Here is a 19,894-nt window from a genome sequence, read left to right on the forward strand (position 1 = left end):
TGATCAGCCTTTCCGTACGGGCGCGGGGAGCCCGAGGTGGGAGCGCAGGGTGGTGCCCCGGTATTCCGTGCGGAACGCGCCGCGCTCCTGGAGCAGCGGGACCACGTCGTCGACGAAGTCGTCGAGGCCGCCCGGGGTGAGATGGGGGACGAGGACGAAGCCGTCGGCGGCCTCGCGCTGCACGAACTCGTCGAGCTCGGTGGCCACCGCGTCCGGGGTGCCGATGAGGAGCTGCCGGCCGCCCGCCTCGATCACGGTCTGCCGGATCGACAGGCCCTTCTCGCGGGACAGGGCCGCCCACTTCTCGGCGATCGCGACCGTGTCACCGCGCCGGGTGCGCCCCTGGGTGAGGGCCGGATCGGCCACCGGATCGATGTCGGGCAGCGGGCCGTCCGGGTCGTAGGAGGACAGGTCGACGCCCCAGAGCTGCTCCAGCGTGCGGAGCGCGGTCTGCGGGGAGGTCTGCTGCCGTCGGATCTCGGCGGCCTTCTCCTGGGCCTCGGCGGCGGTGTCGCCGAGCACGACGCCGATCCCGGGCATGATCTTCAGGTCATCTGGCGTACGGCCGTACTTGGCGAGGCGGCGCTTCACATCGGCGTAGAAGACCCGGCCCTCCTCCAGCGAACCGTGCCGTGCGAAGACCACGTCGGCGGCGGAGGCGGCGAACTCGCGTCCCTCGTCGGAGTCCCCGGCCTGGATGACGACCGGGTTCCCCTGCGGCGAGCGCGGCACGGTGAACTCGCCCGCGATGTCGAACTGCCGCCCGCGGTGCGCGAACGGCCGCGGGACCCCGTCCGGTGTCCAGGAGTCCCACAACTCCCTGGCCGTCTCCAGGAATTCGGCGGCGCGCGCATAGCGGTCGGAGCGGTCGAGGAAGCCGCCGCGCCGGAAGTTCTCCCCGGTGAAGGCGTCGGAGGAGGTCACCACGTTCCAGGCGGCCCGGCCTCCGCTCAGGTGGTCCAAGGTCGCGAACCTGCGGGCGAGTTCGAACGGCTCGTTGAAGGTCGTGTTGACCGTGGCGGCGAGCCCCAGGTGTTCGGTGACACCGGCGAGCGCGCTGAGCACGGTGATCGACTCGGGGCGTCCGACGACGTCCAGGTCATGGATACGGCCCTTGTGTTCGCGCAGCCGCAGACCCTCGGCGAGGAAGAAGAAGTCGAACAGTCCGCGTTCGGCGGTGCGCGCCAGGTGCTCGAAGGAGGAGAACGCGATCTGGGACCTCGACTCCGGATCGGCCCAGACGGTGGTGTTGTTGACGCCCGGGAAGTGCGCGGCCAGATGCATCCGCCTACGGCTCATGACGCGCTCCCGTGGTGGCGTACTGGTTGGCGGGTCTGGCGAGGCCCAGATGCTCCCTGAGGGAGCTGCCCGGGTAGAAGGTGCGGAACAGTCCGCGGTGCTGGAGCAGTGCCACCGTGCCGTTGACGAGCCGTTCCAGGTCGCGCAGGGGTTCGACGGGCGTGAGGTGGAAGCCGTCGACGATGCCCTCGCCGTGCCAGGTGGCGATCAGTTCCGCGAGGTCCACGGGGCCGCCGCGGTAGAGCGGCCCCTGCGGGGTCTGCCGGGGGCCGCCCCCGCCGTGCCCCGGATCGGCCGCGTGCTCGCCGTCGCCGAGGTCGACGAGGAGACCGGCGAGGACCCGCAGCTGGTCGGGGTGACGCCCGAAAGCCGCGGCCATGGAACGCAGTTGCTCCCGTACGGCGGCGGCCTGCGGGGCACTCGCGGCGCGGACGAGGGCCACGTCGGCGTACCGGGCGGCGGTCCTGCGGGCGGGACCGTCGGTGGTGTCGACCACGCGGACCGGGTGGCCCTGCGGGGGCCGCGGCACGATCGAGGGGCCCTTGACGGAGAAGGACGTGCCGTGGAAGTCGACGTGGTGCAGCTTGTCCCGGTCGACGAAACGGCCGGTCGCCACGTCCCGTATCTCGGCGTCGTCCTCCCAGCTGTCCCACAACCTCGCCGCCACGTCGGCGACTTCACCCGCCTCCTGCCACACCTCGTCGGCGGACGCCGCCTGTCGGCGGCCGAAGAGGCGGGCCTCGCCCTCGGTGGTCGACACGTCGATCCGCCAGCCCGCCCGGCCCCGGCTGACCCAGTCGAGGGTGGCGACGGCGGCCTGGATGTGAAAGGGCTCGGTGTGCGTGGTCGTGACGGTGGGCACCAGGCCGATCCGGCTTGTGGCGGGCGCGAGGCGGGCCAGCACGGCGAGCGCGTCGGGACCCGGCCGGGCGAAGCTGTCCCCGAGCGTCACGAAGTCGAGCCCGCCGCGCTCGGCGAGCCGGGCGAGGGTGAGGTAGGAGGCGGCGTCGTAGGCGGACGGCTGGTCGACGGCGGCGGACAGATGCAGCATCACAGCACCTTCGAGAGAAAGGACCGCGTGCGGTCGTGCTGCGGCGTGTCCAACACGTCGGCCGGCGGGCCCTGTTCGACGATGCGTCCGTCGTCCATGAACACCACGGTGTCGGCGACCTCGCGGGCGAAGCCGATCTCGTGGGTGACGACGATCATCGTGGTGCCCTGGCGGGCCAGGTCCTTGATCACGTCGAGGACTTCCCCGACCAGTTCGGGGTCGAGCGCGGAGGTCGGTTCGTCGAACAGCAGCAGCCGTGGTTCCAGCGCCAACGCCCGTGCGATCGCGACCCGTTGCTGCTGTCCCCCGGAGAGCTGCCGGGGATGTGCGTCGGCCTTGTCGGCGAGCCCCACCCGGTCGAGCAGCCGCCGTGCCGCCTCCACGGCCTCCTTGCGCGGCCGCTTCAGCGCGGAGACCGGGGCCTCGACGACGTTGTCCAGCACGGTCAGATGCGGGAACAGGTTGAAGTTCTGGAAGACGAACCCGATCCGCGTGCGCTGTCTGAGCACCTCGCGCTCGGGCAGCTCGTACAGCCTGTCGCCGGAGCGCCGGTATCCGACCAGGGCCCCGTCCACGCTGATCGTGCCCCGGTCCACCTTCTCCAGGTGGTTGACGGTGCGCAGCAGCGTCGACTTGCCGGAGCCGGACGGGCCGAGGATCACGGTGACCTCGCCGGTGTGCACGGAGAGGTCGATGCCCTTGAGCACCTCCAGTGACCCGAAGCTCTTGTGGACGGACCTGATGTCGACCATGACACTCATCGCTGAACTTCCCTGCTTTCCAGGTGACTTAGGCGGCCGCACGACCGGCGAGCTCGCCGAGGAACAGCAGCGCGGCCCGCGCGGTCGCGTCGTTCTGCCGGAACGCGGGTCCGCCGGTGCGCGGCCGGGTGAAGGCGCCAGGGGTACGGCCGTCGGTGTGCGGCCCGAGCGCGAAGAGCCGCGGGTGGGGCCGTCCGGACCGGTCAAGGACCCGTCCGTCGGCACGGTCCACGCGCAGCAGCCCGTCCGGGGTCTCGGCGGCCCCCTCGGCGTGCAGCTCGCGCAGCAGCGGATCGAGGGCCCGCCGGACCGTCGGCTCGGGCAGCCGCGCCTCGACCAGCGCCCGCGCCACGACCGAGAAGTCCGGCACGGTGGGGCTCGACGCCCGGAACACCCCGTCCTCGGCGCGGACTTCCATGTCCGCCCCGACGAACCTGAGCACTCCGGCCCGGGACAGCGCGAGCAGCTGACGCAGCCGGGGCCCGGGCGGCCCGGAGGCCAGATAGCTGAAGAACCCGTGCCACCATCCGCCGATGTCCCCGAGCCGGACCAGCTGCCCGTAGACGGAGAGCAGCCCGAGGAACACGGCCAGGTCAGGGCTGCACGAAGGGTCATGACGTCGGCCCAGGTCGGCCTCGACATACTCCCGCAGCCCCTCCTGGAACTCCTCGTGCGTCGCGTACCGCACCCCCTCCAGCGGCCGGTCGAGCGCGGCGAGGTCGAGCCGGTCACGGGGGTCGGGCACGGCGGAGGCGACCAGAGCCCGGATGTCCGTCTCGCTCCCGGCCGCGTACTTCTCCTCGAAGTCGGTCCAGGACATCGCGGTCCGCTCCGGATGCACGGTGAACAGCCGGTGATAGTGCGCGAATCCGAGCTCCTTCACCACCAGCGGCCACACGTCCCCTCTGAAGTCGAAGCCCTCCGGCCGGGCCAGCAGCCCGTCGATCTCGGCGGGCCCCAGGAAGCGGGGCAGCGGCGGCCGCTCACCGGTCCAGTCGTAGCCGATCTTCGAGTGGTACGGCACTCCGCGCCGCGATCCGACGTAGAGGACCGGCTCGCGCCCGGACGGGACGTAGGTGTCCCCGTCGTACCGTCCGCCCCGGCCCTCGGTGAGCAGCACCATCAGGTCGACGAAGGCGAGCCCGAATCCGCGGACCAGGACCGGTTCGCCGGGCGCGAGCGCGGACAGGTCGCTGTCGGCGGTGAAGTCGGGCGGAAGGTGGACGAGGCCGTGCTCCCCGGCATACGCGGCCAACGCGCTCTGTTCGTCGTCCAGTTCGGCGTCCAGGTGACCGAGGGCCAGGACGACGAGGTCGGCGAGGAGCGGACGCGGCCGGCCCTCCAGCCACACCTCCTGCCGGCCCTCGCGCGGGCCACTGACCCGCACGGCACGCCACGGGTGGTGGTGGACGACGACGCCCTCCGGCAGCGCGGCCACCGCCTGCTCGTGCACCCAGCGCAGATAGGCGCCCTGGAGCGGCCGGTCGGCGAAGACGCGGCCGTCGATGCCGGCCCACTCGTGCAGCGTGGGGCCGGGGCGCACGGGTCCGGCCATGTCCACGGTCTCGTCGGTGAACATGGTGACGTCCTCGGCGTGCGAGTTCATCCACAGCAGCGGCGACTGCGCATCGCGCCAGATGCGTCCGGCGCCGGGCGGGTGCGGATCCACGAGGTGCAGGTCGAGGCCCTGACCGTCGTACAGCTCGGGGGCGTTGGCGGCGATCCGCTCGATCAGACCGGTGCCCCGCGGCCCGGCTCCGACGATCACCAGCGAGCGCCTCATCGGGTGCGCTCCGAGCCTCGGGCGTAGTGCTTCTCCAGGTGGTGCTGGCCGACGCCGAGCACCGAGGTGACGACGGTGTACCAGACGGTGGCGACCATCAGCAGGGGGATGACCTGGTAGGTGCGGTGGTAGACGAGCTGCACGGAGTAGAGCAGGTCCTGCACGGCGATCACGCTGACGATGGAGGTGCCCTTGAGCGTGCCGATCAGCATGTTCCCGGCCGGGGGCACGATGGAGCGCATCGCCTGCGGCAGCACGATCCGCCACCAGCGCCGCCATCGACTGAGCCCGAGCGCCTGCGCGGCCTCGATCTGTCCGCGGTCGACGGAGAGGATCCCGCCGCGCACGACCTCGGCGGCGTAGGCGGCCTCGTGCAGGGTCAGGCCGATGACCGCGACGGTGACCGGGCCGAGCAGGTCGACCGTCTTCACGCCGAGGATCTGCGGATATAGCGCCCCGATGTTGAACCACAGCAGCAGCTGCACCAGGATCGGGATCGACCGGAACAGCCAGACGTATCCCCAACTCACGCTTCTGAGCACCGGGTTGGCGGACAGCCGGGCCGCCGCCAGCAGCGCTCCCAGCACGAAGCCGAGCGTCATCACCACCGCGGTCAGCCAGAGCGTGAGCCACAGCCCGCGCAGCACCGCGTCGGTGGTGAAGTAGTCCACGACGACGCCCCACTGGAAGGCGTCGTTGCGCAGAACGGAGTTGACGGCGAGCCCGAGCAGTACGAGAACGGCGACGGCGGCCGCCCACTGGCCGAGTCGGCGACGCGGGACGATCCGCAGGGAATCCGCGTACTCCGGTATGCCGGGCGCGGAGGAGGCTTTGGCGAGGGTGTCGGAGGACATGCGAGGGCTCCGTGGCATCGAGTTGGGAGAACTCGGACGGGTGCCTTCACACGGGTGCGGCCGAGCCCCTCAGCAGGGCCGCCCTTCGAGACTACGGGTGCGTTTCCCCTCGTTGTCAAGGCTGTCCACACTGTGAGCCGTACGTCTCAAGTCGGTTGACGGCAAACCGGATGCCTGTTCCACTTGGCCCATGCATCCACAGCAGTGGCTGGTCAAGCGCTCCCACATCGACTTCGGTCGCGTGTGGTCCTCTTCCTGTTGAGCTGACCCACTGCGCGCCCTGATTGTTCAGGGCGCCTTTCGCGTTCTCCTTCCTCGCCTTCGCGCATCCTTCCCGCCTTCACACGCGCCCTCCCCTCACTCAGCGTTCCTCGCTTCCAGGAGACCGCCCCACTGTGCGCTCACTCACCCATGCCCGAAATGGACTGATCGTCCCCTTCGCCCTCATCACCGCGGGCACCCTGCTCCTGACCGCATGCGGCTCGGGCGCGGACGACACCGCCACGGCCTCGGCCCGGGCCGACGCGATCCCCACCACCGACGTCGTCTCCGCGGTCAAGAAGGACGACGCGGCGGCCAGGCTGCTGCCGTCCGGCACCACGAGCCTGACCCTCGCCGTCAGCGTCTCCGGCCAGCCGCCGGGCACCTCGATCCTCGACGACGGCAAGACCCTGGCCGGCCAGGACGTCGACTTCGCCCACGCGGTCGCCAAGGTCCTCGGCATCAGGCTGAAGACCGAGCAGGCGAGCTTCGAGGCGATCCTGCCGGCCCTCGACAGCGGCAAGTACGACCTCGGCGTCGGCAACTTCGGCGTGACCGACGAGCGCCGCAGGACGATCGACTTCGTCACCTACATCAACGACGGCCAGGGCTTCGCCACCCGCAGCGACAGCAAGCTCACCAAGGTCACCGACCTGACACAGCTGTGCGGTCTGAACGTGGCGACCGGCGCGGGCACGACGTTCGAAGCCACGCTGGAGGACAACAAGCACCTCTGCACAAAGCCCTACAAGGTGCAGACCTACAACGAGCAGGGCGCGATCTGGTCCTCACTCCAACAGGGCCGCAGCGACGTCGTGATGTCCACGATCAACGGCCTGCGTTACGCGGTGGCCCACCAGCAGGGCGTCAAGTTCCTCAACGAGTACCACCGCCTGGACGTCGGTTTCGCCTTCAAGAAGGGCACGCCCCTCGCCAAGGCGTTCCAGGCGGCGGTGAATGAGCTCATCAAAAACGGCACCTACGCCAGGATCCTCAAGAAATGGGGCACCACAGGCTCGGCGACGACCGTCTCCCGCATCTCCCCACCCGAACTGAAGTAACGCTCTGACCTGAGGCTTCGTCAAAGCCAAGGGCTGCTGAACCGGTTCACCCGTACGCCCCACCTCTCACCCGTACGCCGTGAAGAATCATATTTCACTCACAGTCAGCAGCCGTATGGGACACGACCCTTGGGGTACCTGGCCTCTCGACGTATTCGCTGTGCACCAGTACCGTCACAAACCCCCCGCGCGGCGGCTATCCACTTGGCGCGCGATCCGCATCATGGATGACCATAGGGATACAGAAGCAAGAGAGACCGCTGTGAGAGGAGGCGTCCATGGGATCGGTGCGCAAAGCGAGTGCCTGGCTGGGCCTCGTTGACGACAACGATGACGAGCGTTACTACGACGACGACGGATACTCCGAAGGGACCGAGCCCGGGGATGCCTGGGTCACCGACCCGCGGGTCAAGGTGGCTTCGGACGTCGCCGAGGAGAAAGGCCGCCGGATCGGCACGGTGACCCCGGACAGCTTCCGGGACGCCCGCGCCATCGGCGAACTGTTCCGGGAAGGCGTGCCCGTCATCATGAACCTCACCGCGATGGAGGCCTCCGACGCCAAGCGCGTCGTGGACTTCGCGGCCGGGCTGATCTTCGGACTGCGCGGTTCCATCGAGCGCGTGTCCACCCGGGTGTTCCTGCTGTCCCCCGCCAACACGGAGATCGTGAACGGCGACCCGGCCGCGCACCGCACGGACGGCTTCTTCAACCAGAGCTGAGGCAGGGTCGCTCGCCGGCCCTGCCCCCGCGCGGCGGGGTCGACCGGAGGCTCTACCGGAAGGCGTCCAGTCCGGTGAGCGCCTTGCCCAGCACCAGCTGATGCATCTCCACGGTGCCCTCGTACGTCAGCACCGACTCGAGGTTCGTCGCGTGCCGCATGACGGGGTACTCGAGGGAGATCCCGTTGGCACCGAGGATCGTCCGCGCCGTACGGCAGATCTCGATCGCCTCGCGGACGTTGTTGAGCTTGCCGAAGCTGACCTGCTCGGGACGCAGGCGGCCGGCGTCCATGCGCCGCCCCAGATGGTGGGCGAGCAGAATCCCCTTGTGCAGTTCGACCGCCATGTCGGCGAGTTTGGCCTGAGTGAGCTGGAAGCCCCCGATCGGCCGCCCGAACTGCTCCCGTGTCTTCGCGTAGTCGACGGCGGTCTCGAAACACGACCGCGCCGCCCCCATGGCCCCCCACACGATCCCGTACCGGGCGTGCGACAGACAGCTGAGCGGCCCCTTGAGCCCGGCGACCTCCGGCAGGACGGCATCGCCGGGCAGCCGCACGTCGTCGAGCACGAGCTCGCTCGTCACGCTCGCCCGCAGTGACCACTTGTGCTTGATCTCGGGCGCGGAGAATCCGGCGCTGTCGGTGGGCACCACAAAGCCGCGGATCCCCTCCTCGGTCTGCGCCCACACCACGGCGACCCCGGCGACGGACCCGTTGGTGATCCACATCTTCCGACCGCTGAGCACCCAGTCCGTACCGTCGCGCTTGGCGGACGTCCGCATGGCTCCGGGGTCGGACCCGTGATCGGGTTCGGTGAGCCCGAAGCAGCCGATGACCTCACCGGCGGCCATGCGCGGCAGCCAGGTCTGCTTCTGCTCCTCGCTGCCGAAGCGGTGGATGGCGTACATGGCGAGAGAGCCCTGCACCGAGACGAGGGACCGGATCCCGGAGTCGGCGGCCTCCAGCTCCAGACAGGCGAGCCCGTACTGCACGGCGGAGGCGCCCGCGCATCCGTAGCCGCTCAGGGACATCCCGAGGGCACCGATCTCCCCGAGCTCACGGGCGAGTTCCCTGATCTCCGGCAACTCGCCCCGCTCGTACCAGTCCGCGACATACGGCAGGACGCGGTCGGCGGCCCAGGTCCGCACGGTCGCGCGGATCGCCAGGTCCTCCGGCTCCAGCAGGTCGTCGATACCAAGAGGGTCGGCGGGGTCGAACGGGGGCATGGCACATCCTCCGGCAGACGGACGACTCGAAACTAGCAGCGCTAATTAAACCTCGTGGCCGACGGTACAGCGCGGTGTCCCGCACATCCAGACCGGCGGTCAGGCCGAGACGCGCGACTCCGCGACCTCCCGCGGCGACGGAAGCTCCACCGCCGTCGGGGTCTCGCCGCACTGCATCGCACGCGGCAACCGCAGGGCCATCACCGCGCCCAGGACCAACAACCCCGCACTCACCAGCAAGGTCACGTGCAGCCCGTGCACGAAGGAGTCCTGGGCGGCCCGGCGCAGGGCCACGCCCGCGGGTCCACCGAGGTGTCCGGCGACCTCGTAGGCCTCGCCCAGGGAGTGCCCGGCCGACTTGGACGCCGCCTCCGGGACACCCGGCACGCCGGAGAGGCCGGGCGTGTACGCCGCGTTCATCACACTGCCGAGCAGCGCTATGCCGATGCCCGCACCGAGTTGGTACGAGGTCTCGCCGATCGCCGCCGCCCCGCCCGCCTGCTCCGGGGGCGCCTCGCTGAGCATCGACTCGTACGCCCCGAAAAGCGTCGTCTCCAGACCGAACCCGAGCAGGACGAACCCGGACAGCAGCAGGCCCGTGTTGTCCGCGTCGCCCATCGCGGTCAGCAGCAGCACGGCCACGGCCGTGAGGCAGAACCCGGCACTGACCATCCGGCGCGGCCCGAATCTCCGCAGCAGACGCGCTCCGGCCAGCCCCGCCGCCATCGCGGCGATCGTCAGCGGCAGCAGCCGCAGACCGGTCTCCAGCGGGGACAGGTCCAGGACCAGTTGGAGATACTGCGCCGCGATCAGTTCGAGCCCGACGAGGGCGAGCATCGCCAGGACGATGCAGCCGACCGAGGTGCTGAACGCCGGACGCGCGAACATCCGCAGGTCCACCAGGGGATGGGTGAGCCGCTTCTGCCGCCGTACGAACGCGACGAGCAGGACCGCGCCCACGACCAGCGGTACCGCGGTGAACGCGTCGAGCTCGCCGGCGCCGAGCTGCTTCACGCCGAGGACGAGGCCGAACAGACCGGCGGCGGCCATCAGCGCGCCGACGACATCCCAGGGACCGTGTGCGCTGCCCTTCGACTCGGGCAGCAGCAGGCGGCCCACCGGCAGGCTGACCAGCATCAGCGGAATGTTGACGAGGAAGACCGACCCCCACCAGAAGTGCTCGAGGAGGAAGCCGCCGAGCAGGGGGCCGACAGCCGCGCCGACGGCGGCGACCGCGCTCCAGATGCCGATCGCGAGCGCCCGCTCACGCCGGTCGGGGAAGACCTGGCGAAGGATCGAGAGGGTGGCGGGCATGATCATCGCGCCGCCGACGCCGAGCAGCGCCCGCGCGAGGATCAGCACCTGGGCGGTGTCCGCGAGGGCGGCGACACCGGAGGCGACGCCGAAGAGGGCGTAGCCGAGGAGGAGGACTCTCCTGCGGCCCACGCGGTCGCCGAGCGTGCCGAAGAGGATCAGCAGCGAGGCGCAGACGAGGGGATAGACGTCGACGATCCAGAGCAGTTGTATCGCGCCGGGCTTGAGGTCCTCGGTGACGGCGGGTACCGCCACGTGCAGCACGGTCGCGTCGAGGGCGACCAGAAGCAGGCTCGTGCAGAGGACCACGAGGACGACCCAGCGGTTTGCACCGGCCCCGGCCGCCCGACGGCGCAGCGCTGCGGCGGCCGTGGTCGTCCCGGACATGTACGTACCTCCCAGATGTTCCCTGTGCGTTCGGCGGGCACACGGGGTGGGGACTCCCCATGATCTCGGCCGGAGAGGAGCGGTGTCTCCGGCCCGCGCAGCGAACGGCGGGTGACTCGTCAGAGTACGCGAGTTCGCGCGTCGGCCCAGTGGCGGACCTCTCAGACTTCACGCGGAACACGTGTGGTGTACACCACGTTCTCGCCCGGTCCCCCGCCCCGGCGGGCGGGCCGGTCCGGCGCGCGGTCGATAATCGGGCCCGTGACCGATCTTGGAACGCGCACCGAACCGGCCCTGCGCCGAGCCGCCCCGGCGCTGCTCGGCTATGCGGCGGTACGCGCCCTGGGCCTCATCACCCTGGCCCTGTGGAGCGCGGCGCGCGACAAGAGCGCGTACACGCTGCTGACGGCCCGCTGGGACGCCCTCTGGTACACGAGGGTCGCCGACCTCGGTTACGGCTACGAGGTGCGGCTGCCCAACGGCGACGTGCACTCGAACCTGGCGTTCTTCCCGCTCCTGCCCTGGCTGGAGCGGCTGCTGTCCGCGGTGACGCCGCTCTCGTACGCCGACGCGGGCTTCGCGGTCTCCTTGCTCGCCTCCTTGTTCGCGGCCTGGGGCGTCTTCGCGGTGACGGATCACGTGTACGGCCGCCGGGCCGGCGTCTGCGCGGTCCTGCTGTGGGCGGTCCTGCCCGTCGGGATCGTCCAGTCGATGGCGTACAGCGAATCCCTGTTCACCGCGCTCGCCGCCTGGTCGCTCTACGCCCTCCTGACCGGCCGCTGGCTGACCGCGGGCCTGCTGGCCTCGCTGGCCGGCCTCACCCGTCCGGTGGGCCTCGCCGTGGTCGCGGCGGTGTGGGCGGCGGGGATCGCCGCCTTCCTGCGGGACCGACGGGACCGCGCCACGTCCGGGTCGGAGCGGGTCACACCGACCGGGTCGACGACACCCCCACGGGCCGCAGGCGTGATCCTCACCCCGACGGTGCGGGCAGCCGGGATCGCCGCCTCCGTGCGCGACCGACGCCACCGGGCCCGGTCCGGATCGCAGCGGGTCACACCGACCGGGTCGACCGCCGCGCAGGCCGCGGGCATGGCCCTCGCCCCCCTCGGTGCGGCCGCCTACGTCCTGTGGGTCGGTCACCGCACCGGCAAAGGGCCGCTCGGCTATCTCGACGTGCAGGCGGGGTGGCGCAACGGATTCGACGGCGGATACGCCTTCGCCCGCTTCGTTGCCGACAAGTTCACGTCGTTCCCGTCGGCCCTCGCCGGCGTGGGGCTGGTCGTCGGGGTCGGACTGGTCGGGTGGCTGTACGTCACCTGCGTGCGGCAGGGCCAGCCGCTGCCCCTGCTGGTGTACGCCGGGGTCGTCACGGCGCTCGCCCTGTGCGCGTCGAGCTACTTCGGCTCGAAACCGCGCCTGCTGATGCCCGCCTTCCCCCTGTTGCTCCCCCTCGCCCTGGCCCTCGCGCGCTCAAGGACCCGCAGGTCAGCCTGGGTCATCGCCGTGATCGCCACCGCGTCCGCCCTGTACGGCGCCTTCTGGCTGAACGGCTCCGGTCCGCCATGATCGACTCCGGGTGTCGATGAGCACCCGGAGAATTCCGCCCCATGATTCGGTGAACGAATTCATAAGGGCCAATAAACCCGACCCCGGAATGATCAAAGGAATTGAAGGACGCGGTCACCCGCTTTTGCGGAATCGCTGGAAATAAACCCCCGGCTGAGAGGAATCCCACATCACATCGTCATCACAAAGCAGCTGATTCGACAGGGAACAGAGCTCACTCGCTGTAACGTCGATTGGGTGCGTACCGAACGAAACCTCACCCGTCTGGACCGGGTGTTCGCCAGGCTGGACCGTGAGCCGGAACGACCGGCTCACCTCAGCGTGCCCAGGGCGAGCCGGCACCGGACCGTCCTGGTGATCGCCGCCCTGGCCTTCTACCTGGCGATCGTGTGGCTCGTGGTGACCACCTCGTGGCTGGTCCGCCTCGACTGGCAGGTCATGTTCTTCCGGCCGTACCAGCAGTGGGCGTCCATCCACTGGTTCGTCGACTACTACGTGGTGCTGGGCCAGCGCGGCCCGACCGCGGTGATGGTCGCGGCCTGGCTGGGCTGGCGTTCCTGGCGGCAGCACACCCTGCGCCCGCTGCTGACCCTGGGTGCCTCGCTGCTGCTGCTGAACATCACGGTCGGCGCCGCCAAGTACGGCATGGGACGACTCGGACCGCACTACGCGACCGTCATCGGCTCGAACGAGATGGGCCTGGGCGGCGATATATTTCCCAGTGGCCACACCGCCAACGCCGTGGTGACCTGGGGGATCCTGGCGTATCTGGCCTCCACCCCGAGGGCCCGCCGCTGGCTTTCGGCCATCTCCGCGGTGACCTCGCTGGGCGTCGGCATGGCCACCGTCTACCTCGGTACGCACTGGCTGAGCGATGTCGTACTGGGCTGGGTCGCCGGTCTGCTGATCCTGCTCGCGCTGCCCTGGTTCGAGCCGCTGATCGCCCGCGCCGAGACCTACGCCTTCGACCTGCGCGACCGCTGGCGGGCCCGCGGCGGCGCGAGGACCCCGGCCCCGGTCACCCCCGTCACCGCGCCCGCGCCCGCCCGCCTCAAGCCGCTCACGGCCCCACAGAACGAGACGGCGGCCCGCGAGGCCACCACCCCGGCGCGTGGCCCCAGGGCACCCGTCTACCTGGCCCCGGGCCCGCACACCACCCGCTCGGAGCGCACCCCGGTCACCCCGGTCGGCAGCCGCCGCCCGCCGCAGTCGGACCGGATCGTGCGCGGCACGCCCCACGCGCCGGCCACCCGGCCGGTGACCGGCGGCTGATCCCGCCCCGGACCCGGCGGGGCCGGTACGCACCACCACCCCGCGCAGGACGCAGGCCCCGGTTCCACCCAACGGAACCGGGGCCTGCGTCCTGCGGTTCAGCCCTTCCAGGCCCGCGCCACGCGGCCGTCCTTCACCTCGAAGTTCAGCCGGCCCGCGCGGTACTCCATCGTGATGATCGCCCCCGGCGGCAGTGACCTGACCGTCGACCAGCCCCGCTCACGCGCGGTGCGCTCGGCGGAGGCGGAGTCGAGGCCGACGTAGGTGTCCGGGCTGTCCTGGGGTTCGGCGGGCGGTGTCGGAATGGGTGCCATACCGCCACGCTAGGCCCTGCCCGGCGGCCGCGGAAGTCCGGATCCCGCACGCCTCCTGTCACGCTTCTGTCACAGGATCACGACATGCGTTTCCCTCGCGCTGCGTCACACGGACGGGCGTTTCCCTCACCCTTCCGCAGGTATTCGAACGCAATTCCCGCGTGTCGTACGACTTCACCGAATGAGCCGTGAGAAGGCTTGTCCGAGAACCGGCCCGGGCCCCTTTGCCCACTCTTTCCGGACAGGGCCACGGAAGCTGACTCCGCATAGGAAATACACGGTTCCGGCACAGAACCCCCTTACGCCCTCTGTCGCCGCGCACGACCGCGCGAGCATCATGGCGTGAGCCGAGCGAAGGGGCGAGCGATGGGGACGCAGACCGTGCACGCGACGGCACGACCCGGGCGGACCAAGGGGCACGGGCGGGTGGTCGTCGACTGGTTGACCACCACCGACCACAAGAAGATCGGTCACCTCTATCTGATCACGTCGTTCGTGTTCTTCCTGGTCGGCGGCGTCATGGCCCTGCTGATGCGGGCCGAGCTCGCCCGGCCGGGTCTGCAGATCATGGACAACCAGCAGTACAACCAGTTGTTCACTATGCACGGCACGATCATGCTGCTGCTGTTCGCCACCCCGAGCTTCGCGGGCTTCGCCAACGAGCTGATGCCGCTGCAGATCGGCGCCCCGGACGTGGCCTTCCCTCGGCTGAACATGCTGTCCTACTGGTTCTTCCTGTTCGGTGGCCTGATCGTGCTGGGTTCGCTGCTCGTGCCGTCGGGTCCGGCCGCCTTCGGCTGGTTCGCCTACGCGCCGCTGAACAACTCCGCGCACTCCCCCGGCGTCGGCCCCGACCTGTGGATCATGGGCCTCGCGCTGGCCGGCTTCGGCACGATCCTCGGCGCGGTCAACTTCATCACCACGATCATCGGGATGCGCGCGCCCGGCATGACCATGTTCCGGATGCCGATCTTCACCTGGAACACGCTGTTCACGTCGATCCTGATCCTGCTCGCGTTCCCGGTGCTGGCGGCCGCGCTGCTGGTCCTGGAGGCGGACCGGCGCTTCGGCTCGCAGGTCTTCGAGGCGGACAACGGCGGAGCACTGCTGTGGCAGCACCTGTTCTGGTTCTTCGGGCATCCCGAGGTGTACATCATCGCGCTGCCGTTCTTCGGCATCATCACGGAGATCATCCCGGTCTTCAGCCGCAAGCCGATGTTCGGCTATCTGACGCTGGTCGCGGCCACGATGTCGATCACCGGTCTGTCGATCGTGGTGTGGGCGCACCACATGTTCGTCACCGGCGCGGTACTGCTGCCGTTCTTCTCCTTCATGAGCTTTCTGATCGCCGTCCCGACGGGCGTGAAGTTCTTCAACTGGACCGGGACGATGATCAAGGGCTCGCTGTCCTTCGAGACACCGATGCTGTGGGCGACGGGCTTCCTGATGACGTTCCTGTTCGGCGGCCTGACCGGGGTGCTGCTGGCCTCGCCACCGCTGGACTTCCATGTCTCGGACACCTACTTCGTCGTGGCGCACTTCCACTACGTCGTGTTCGGCACGGTCGTCTTCGCGATCTTCGGCGGGCTGTACTTCTGGTGGCCGAAGTTCACCGGGAAGATGCTCGACGAGCGACTCGGCAAGATCCAGTTCTGGACGCTGTTCGTCGGCTTCCACACCACGTTCCTGGTGCAGCACTGGCTGGGCGCGGAAGGCATGCCCCGCCGGTACGCGGACTATCTCGCCGCGGACGGCTTCACCGCGCTCAACACCATCTCGACGATCGGGGCGTTCCTGCTGGGCGCCTCGACGCTGCCGTTCCTCTACAACGTCTGGAAGACCGCCAAGTACGGCGTCAAGGTGGACACCGACGACCCCTGGGGCTACGGCCGCTCCCTGGAGTGGGCCACCTCCTGCCCGCCGCCGCGGCACAACTTCACGGCACTGCCCCGGATCCGCTCCGAGTCCCCGGCGTTCGACCTGCACCATCCGCAGTACGCGGCCCAGGCTTCGCAGCCCGAGCCAAAGAGCGAGCAAGCCGGTCGTGAGCCGTCCTGATCGCCTCGGTCAGCTCGGCCGGCTCCAGCACCTCGAACTCGAAGCCGGTCATCATCACGTGGATCACCATCACGTCGAGGCTCGAGGCCCCGGTGTGCAGGAGGCAGCTGTCGGGGCCCTCGGCCTCCAGCACCCCGGCACTCGGCGAGATCCGCTCGGCGGCCCGTTCCTTGGGCACCAGCAGCCGCACGACCGCCTGTGAGGCGTACACGCGCGTGGAGACGCCTCGCGAGACGTACGCGGCGAGATCCTCGGCGGGCGGGGTGCGCGGAGCGAACCGGGGACCGTGCGGCGGCCTGGGGGTGATTTTGTCGACCCGGAAGGTCCGCCAGTCGTCACGGTCCACGTCCCAGGCGACCAGGTACCAGCGCCGCTCGCTGCACACCAGGCGGTGCGGTTCGACGGTACGGCGGCTGGAGGCGCCGCCGTGGGCGCTGTACTCGAAGCGCAGCCGCTCGGCGTCGCGGCAGAGGTTGGCGAGCTCGGTGAGGACGCCCGGGTCGACGGCGGAGGGCTGGGGACCGCGCAGCATCGGCACGGTGAAGGCGTTCAGGGCGCCCACCCGGCGGCGCAGCCGGCTCGGCAGGACCTGCTCCAGCTTGGCGAGGGCCCGTACCGAGGTCTCGCCGATCCCCTCGATGCCCTGCCCCGCGGCCGTGCGCAGGCCGACGGCGACCGCGACCGCCTCGTCGTCGTCCAGGAGCAGCGGCGGCAGCTCGGCGCCCGCGCCCAGCTGGTAGCCGCCGCCGGTGCCCGGGCTGGCGTTGACGGGATAGCCCAGCTCGCGCAGCCGGTCCACGTCCCGGCGCACGGTGCGCGGGGTGACGCCGAGACGGTCGGCCAGGTCGGCGCCGGACCATTCACGGTGGGCCTGCAGGAGCGAGAGCAGGCGCAGGAGTCGTGCCGAGGTCTCCAACATGAAATCGAGTCTGCCAGTCCTTGCGGACAGCAGTTGTCCGCAAGCCTTCCTACCGTGGACTCATGGCAGACAACAGCGCGACCACAGAGAACCGTGAGATCCGCCCCTTCCGGATCGACATCCCTCAGGCGCAGCTCGACGACCTGCACACCCGCCTGGACCTCACCCGCTGGCCGGACGAGCTCCCGGACGCGGGCTGGGAGTACGGCGCCTCCCTGCCGTATGTCCGCGAACTCGCCGCGTACTGGCGCGGTGCCTACGACTGGCGCAAGCACGAGGCCGCCCTCAACGAGCTCCCGCAGTTCGTCACCGAGATCGACGGCGCCCAGGTGTACTTCCTGCACGTCCGCTCGTCCCGGCCGGACGCGCTCCCGCTGATCCTGACGCACGGCTGGCCGGGTTCGGTCGTCGAGTTCCTCGGTGTGATCGGCTCGCTGAGCGAGGACTTCCATCTGGTGATCCCGTCCATCCCGGGCTTCGGGTTCTCCGGGCCGACGCGCGCCAAAGGCTGGAACGTCAACCGGGTCGCCCGCGCGTGGGCGGAGCTGATGCACCGGCTCGGTTACAAGCGCTACGGCGCCCAGGGCGGCGACCTGGGCGCGCTGATCTCCCCCGCGCTAGCCCGGATCGCTCCGGAGTCCGTGGTCGGTGTCCATGTGAACGCCGCCTCGGTCGGGTTCATCCCGCTCGGCCCGGTCGACGAGGAGGCGCAGCAGGGGCTGACCGACCGCGAGCGGCGAAGCCTCGCGAGCATCGCCGAGTTCACCACGGACGGCTTCGGCTACAACGCCCTGCAGTCGACCCGTCCGCAGACTCTCTCCTACGCCCTCACCGACTCGCCGGTCGGCCAACTGGCCTGGATCATGGAGAAGTTCCAGGCGTGGACGCACTCCTCGGCCACGCTGCCGGAGGACGCGATCGACCGGGACACCCTGCTCACCAACGTGATGCTGTACTGGCTGACCGGTACGGCCGGTTCCGCGGCCCGCATGTACTACGAGAACAGCCATGTGCCGGACTGGTTCCCGACGGCGACCTCCGGAGTGCCGACCGCGGTGGCCAACTTCGGCGAGGACGTGGCGATCCGCCGCTGGGCGGAGCAGGCCAACACCCTCGTCCGCTGGACGGAGTTCGACCGCGGCGGCCACTTCGCGGCCCTGGAGGTCACCGAACTGCTGGCCGGTGACGTCAGGGAGTTCTTCGGTTCACTGCGGTGAGGGCGTGCGGTGGCTCACTGCTGATACGGCAGTTGCGGGACGTCGAAGCAGGTGCGGTTCATGTCGCCCTGGGAGATCCAGCCCCGGCCGTCCTGCCAGCGGGCCACCGAGAGACAGGTCCTGCGGGAACTCGGTGGCTCGGCCAGGCGCTCGAAGCGGACGGGGAGGAGCAGGCCGTGCGCGGTGTAGTCCTGGGTGTGGTTCATGTAGGTGTCGACACACGCGCGTGTGATGCCCTGTGCCGCCGCGCACGACTTGGCGGCATCCGTGAACCACATCGCGGCCGCCCAACCCTCCAGCTGCCACTGGGAGTGCGTCTTGAGGCTCTTCGTGGCCTCCCTGAACTCCCGTACGGCCGCATGGTCCGTGTCCTCGTAGTTGCGACTGGATCCGGTCGCCCACAGGGCGTTGCGGCAGCGCGGGGCGTCCTGGTAGTCGTCCGGGACGGTGGAGGTCCAGTTCTGCACGTTGGTGACCTTGGCGGTGACCTCGACGCCGGCCGCGTCCATCGCCTCGCACAGCTGGGCGTTGCCATGGCTGTCGACGGCGTCGAAGACCAGGTCGGCGCCCTGCTCCTTCAGGTCGGCCGCCACGGCACGGAAGTTGGGCAGCGCGAAGTCGACCTGCTCGGTGACGACCTTGTACCCCTCGGCCTTCAGGCCCTGCTCGACGAGCCGGGCGTAGGCGGCGGACGCGGCCTGGTTGTACGACACGACCGCCGCCGTACGGGCCCCGTGCTCGCGCTTGAAATAGCGGTAGACCTCGGTGCCGCCGTACTGCTTCCCGCCCCAGCCGGCCGTGCCGTTCCGGGGCGCGAGGCTGCCGTAGATGCCGTAGAGGTGCGGCCAGGTGTCGTATGCGGCGCCGAGGGGCTGGCCTCCGATGTCGGGCACGCGCGCGTGGGAGACGCGGGAGGCGCCGGCGTAGTCGAGGGCGGTGGTCGCGACCAGGGCGACCACCTTGTCCTCGTCGATCAGCCGGTGCACACAGGTGTTGTTGCCGACCCCGCTGCCGCCGTCGTCGCACTCGCGCACCTCGATCCGGCGGCCGCTGACGCCCCCGCGCGCGTTGAGGCGCTCGAAGTACGCCTTGGCGCCGTCGCGCGGGCCGGTGAAGGCGCTGCCGCCGACCGGGCTGGTGGCGCTGGTGACGATGCCGACCCGGATCGGGGTGTCGTCCTGCGCGGGGGTCGCCCGCTCCCGGTGCTCGAAGTCGCTCTCCGGCAGCCGGCTGCCGCACGCCGTGCCCACCGTGAGCAGCAGGACCGCGAGGACGGCCTCAGCAGCCCGGAAGAGCCGACGCCGTGGCATTGCCGCTCATCTGGACCAGCGCGCACAGGGTGTTGACGGACACCTTCCAGGTGCCGTCCTCCTTGACCGCCGTCCCGGAAGCGTCCGGCAGGGCGGTGGCGCCGTTCAGCAGCAGGGTGTACGTCACGTCGGCCGCGGTCGGATTGGTGAACCCGATCTCCGTGACCTTCGCCTGCACCTGTCCGCCGCGCTGGTCACCGCTGAAGGCCTGGAGCACCGGCCCCATCTCGTCGCCGTTCTCCAGGACGGCCTGTTTGTCCTTGGTGGAGGTCTTCGGGTCGAAGAACTTCTCCCAGTTCGCCTTGATCTCCCGCCGGGCGGCGCCCGCGTCGGCGGGTCCGCTCGGCGACGGGGACGCGGACGGTGTGGTCCGCTCCACGGAAGGCGTCGGCGGCGGGCTCTCGCTGCCGCCGCCGCTGTCGTCGCTGCACGCCGTGAGGGCCACGGCGAGGGCGAACCCCACCGCCATCAGCCCCCGGCTGCCGTTCCCCCACGTGCGGTCGCTCCCGAGAACCATCTGGCT

The 19,894-nt window shown here is 70.2% G+C and carries 16 protein-coding genes and 1 pseudogene; 6 read left to right on the forward strand and 11 right to left on the reverse strand.

The window, feature by feature from the left end; all coding sequences use genetic code 11:
• Positions 1-3: 3 nt before the first annotated feature.
• Genes ACIBJB_RS23140 through ACIBJB_RS23160 form a run of 5 tightly spaced genes read right to left on the reverse strand, consistent with a single transcriptional unit; the run spans position 4 to position 5,748 of the window.
• Positions 4-1,299 carry an NtaA/DmoA family FMN-dependent monooxygenase gene (locus ACIBJB_RS23140; RefSeq protein ID WP_398932989.1) on the reverse strand — a complete coding sequence of 432 codons (1,296 nt, stop codon included), beginning with the start codon at positions 1,297-1,299 and terminating at the stop codon, positions 4-6.
• Positions 1,289-2,350 (reverse strand): LLM class flavin-dependent oxidoreductase, encoded by a 1,062-nt coding sequence (locus tag ACIBJB_RS23145; protein WP_398932990.1) that lies wholly within the window; start codon positions 2,348-2,350, stop codon positions 1,289-1,291. The genes ACIBJB_RS23140 and ACIBJB_RS23145 overlap by 11 nt, the downstream gene beginning before the upstream one ends.
• Positions 2,350-3,111: an amino acid ABC transporter ATP-binding protein gene (locus ACIBJB_RS23150; protein WP_398932991.1), complete on the reverse strand. Its 762-nt coding sequence runs from the start codon at positions 3,109-3,111 to the stop codon at positions 2,350-2,352. The genes ACIBJB_RS23145 and ACIBJB_RS23150 overlap by 1 nt, the downstream gene beginning before the upstream one ends.
• Before the next feature lie 28 nt (positions 3,112-3,139).
• On the reverse strand, positions 3,140-4,894 hold the full coding sequence (locus ACIBJB_RS23155) for an FAD/NAD(P)-binding protein (protein WP_398932992.1): 1,755 nt from the start codon (positions 4,892-4,894) through the stop codon (positions 3,140-3,142).
• Positions 4,891-5,748 (reverse strand): amino acid ABC transporter permease, encoded by an 858-nt coding sequence (locus tag ACIBJB_RS23160; RefSeq protein ID WP_398932993.1) that lies wholly within the window; start codon positions 5,746-5,748, stop codon positions 4,891-4,893. The genes ACIBJB_RS23155 and ACIBJB_RS23160 overlap by 4 nt, the downstream gene beginning before the upstream one ends.
• Positions 5,749-6,143: 395 nt before the next feature.
• On the opposite strand from ACIBJB_RS23160, the gene ACIBJB_RS23165 reads away from it, so the two are divergent.
• Together ACIBJB_RS23165 and ACIBJB_RS23170 are read left to right on the forward strand one after the other, a co-directional pair.
• Positions 6,144-7,070 carry an ABC transporter substrate-binding protein gene (locus ACIBJB_RS23165; protein WP_398932994.1) on the forward strand — a complete coding sequence of 309 codons (927 nt, stop codon included), beginning with the start codon at positions 6,144-6,146 and terminating at the stop codon, positions 7,068-7,070.
• Between the two features lie 278 nt (positions 7,071-7,348).
• Positions 7,349-7,789, forward strand: coding sequence for a cell division protein SepF (locus ACIBJB_RS23170; protein ID WP_057614474.1), 441 nt, complete (start codon positions 7,349-7,351; stop codon positions 7,787-7,789).
• A gap of 52 nt (positions 7,790-7,841) precedes the next feature.
• Here the strand turns inward: ACIBJB_RS23170 and ACIBJB_RS23175 are convergent, their stop codons facing one another.
• Positions 7,842-9,014 carry an acyl-CoA dehydrogenase family protein gene (locus tag ACIBJB_RS23175; protein ID WP_398932995.1) on the reverse strand — a complete coding sequence of 391 codons (1,173 nt, stop codon included), beginning with the start codon at positions 9,012-9,014 and terminating at the stop codon, positions 7,842-7,844.
• 99 nt (positions 9,015-9,113) lie between these two features.
• Positions 9,114-10,715, reverse strand: coding sequence for an MFS transporter (locus ACIBJB_RS23180; RefSeq protein WP_398932996.1), 1,602 nt, complete (start codon positions 10,713-10,715; stop codon positions 9,114-9,116).
• A 261-nt stretch (positions 10,716-10,976) separates the two neighbouring features.
• Between ACIBJB_RS23180 and ACIBJB_RS23185 the strand changes: the two genes are divergently transcribed.
• The gene (locus tag ACIBJB_RS23185; RefSeq protein ID WP_398932997.1) at positions 10,977-12,281 is read left to right on the forward strand and encodes a mannosyltransferase family protein; all 1,305 of its coding nucleotides are present in this window, start codon (positions 10,977-10,979) and stop codon (positions 12,279-12,281) included.
• A 237-nt stretch (positions 12,282-12,518) separates the two neighbouring features.
• Positions 12,519-13,553, forward strand: coding sequence for a phosphatase PAP2 family protein (locus ACIBJB_RS23190; protein ID WP_398932998.1), 1,035 nt, complete (start codon positions 12,519-12,521; stop codon positions 13,551-13,553).
• Positions 13,554-13,651: 98 nt separating this feature from the next.
• Here ACIBJB_RS23190 and ACIBJB_RS23195 read toward each other — a convergent pair whose 3' ends face one another.
• The gene (locus tag ACIBJB_RS23195; protein ID WP_311718522.1) at positions 13,652-13,867 is read right to left on the reverse strand and encodes an I78 family peptidase inhibitor; all 216 of its coding nucleotides are present in this window, start codon (positions 13,865-13,867) and stop codon (positions 13,652-13,654) included.
• Positions 13,868-14,233: 366 nt separating this feature from the next.
• Between ACIBJB_RS23195 and ctaD the strand changes: the two are divergent.
• Positions 14,234-15,760, forward strand: a pseudogene (gene ctaD, locus ACIBJB_RS23200) (cytochrome c oxidase subunit I); the annotation flags it as partial.
• A 43-nt stretch (positions 15,761-15,803) separates the two neighbouring features.
• On the opposite strand, the gene ACIBJB_RS23205 reads toward ctaD, so the two are convergent.
• On the reverse strand, positions 15,804-16,844 hold the full coding sequence (locus tag ACIBJB_RS23205) for a helix-turn-helix transcriptional regulator (RefSeq protein ID WP_398932999.1): 1,041 nt from the start codon (positions 16,842-16,844) through the stop codon (positions 15,804-15,806).
• A 62-nt stretch (positions 16,845-16,906) separates the two neighbouring features.
• Here ACIBJB_RS23205 and ACIBJB_RS23210 point away from each other — a divergent pair, with 62 nt between their 5' ends.
• Positions 16,907-18,061 carry an epoxide hydrolase family protein gene (locus ACIBJB_RS23210; RefSeq protein WP_398933000.1) on the forward strand — a complete coding sequence of 385 codons (1,155 nt, stop codon included), beginning with the start codon at positions 16,907-16,909 and terminating at the stop codon, positions 18,059-18,061.
• 14 nt (positions 18,062-18,075) lie between these two features.
• Here ACIBJB_RS23210 and ACIBJB_RS23215 read toward each other — a convergent pair whose 3' ends face one another.
• Positions 18,076-19,371, reverse strand: a complete 1,296-nt coding sequence (locus ACIBJB_RS23215; RefSeq protein ID WP_398933001.1) for an ABC transporter substrate-binding protein — start codon at positions 19,369-19,371, stop codon at positions 18,076-18,078.
• Positions 19,340-19,888 carry a hypothetical protein gene (locus ACIBJB_RS23220; RefSeq protein WP_398933002.1) on the reverse strand — a complete coding sequence of 183 codons (549 nt, stop codon included), beginning with the start codon at positions 19,886-19,888 and terminating at the stop codon, positions 19,340-19,342. Before ACIBJB_RS23220 ends, ACIBJB_RS23215 begins: the two co-directional genes overlap by 32 nt.
• Positions 19,889-19,894 lie beyond the last annotated feature (6 nt).

Source organism: Streptomyces sp. NPDC050759 (assembly GCF_044456945.1).
Taxonomy (GTDB): domain Bacteria; phylum Actinomycetota; class Actinomycetes; order Streptomycetales; family Streptomycetaceae; genus Streptomyces.

What these genes read in the sequence shown, in the direction of transcription:
- ACIBJB_RS23140 (WP_398932989.1), bottom strand. Translation starts at nt 1,299, where the DNA reads ATGAGCCGTAGGCGGATGCATCTGGCCGCGCACTTCCCGGGCGTCAAC.
- ACIBJB_RS23145 (WP_398932990.1), bottom strand. Translation starts at nt 2,350, where the DNA reads ATGCTGCATCTGTCCGCCGCCGTCGACCAGCCGTCCGCCTACGACGCC.
- ACIBJB_RS23150 (WP_398932991.1), bottom strand. Translation starts at nt 3,111, where the DNA reads ATGAGTGTCATGGTCGACATCAGGTCCGTCCACAAGAGCTTCGGGTCA.
- ACIBJB_RS23155 (WP_398932992.1), bottom strand. Translation starts at nt 4,894, where the DNA reads ATGAGGCGCTCGCTGGTGATCGTCGGAGCCGGGCCGCGGGGCACCGGT.
- ACIBJB_RS23160 (WP_398932993.1), bottom strand. Translation starts at nt 5,748, where the DNA reads ATGTCCTCCGACACCCTCGCCAAAGCCTCCTCCGCGCCCGGCATACCG.
- ACIBJB_RS23170 (WP_057614474.1), top strand. Translation starts at nt 7,349, where the DNA reads ATGGGATCGGTGCGCAAAGCGAGTGCCTGGCTGGGCCTCGTTGACGAC.
- ACIBJB_RS23175 (WP_398932995.1), bottom strand. Translation starts at nt 9,014, where the DNA reads ATGCCCCCGTTCGACCCCGCCGACCCTCTTGGTATCGACGACCTGCTG.
- ACIBJB_RS23180 (WP_398932996.1), bottom strand. Translation starts at nt 10,715, where the DNA reads ATGTCCGGGACGACCACGGCCGCCGCAGCGCTGCGCCGTCGGGCGGCC.
- ACIBJB_RS23195 (WP_311718522.1), bottom strand. Translation starts at nt 13,867, where the DNA reads ATGGCACCCATTCCGACACCGCCCGCCGAACCCCAGGACAGCCCGGAC.
- ACIBJB_RS23205 (WP_398932999.1), bottom strand. Translation starts at nt 16,844, where the DNA reads ATGTTGGAGACCTCGGCACGACTCCTGCGCCTGCTCTCGCTCCTGCAG.
- ACIBJB_RS23210 (WP_398933000.1), top strand. Translation starts at nt 16,907, where the DNA reads ATGGCAGACAACAGCGCGACCACAGAGAACCGTGAGATCCGCCCCTTC.
- ACIBJB_RS23215 (WP_398933001.1), bottom strand. Translation starts at nt 19,371, where the DNA reads ATGCCACGGCGTCGGCTCTTCCGGGCTGCTGAGGCCGTCCTCGCGGTC.
- ACIBJB_RS23220 (WP_398933002.1), bottom strand. Translation starts at nt 19,888, where the DNA reads ATGGTTCTCGGGAGCGACCGCACGTGGGGGAACGGCAGCCGGGGGCTG.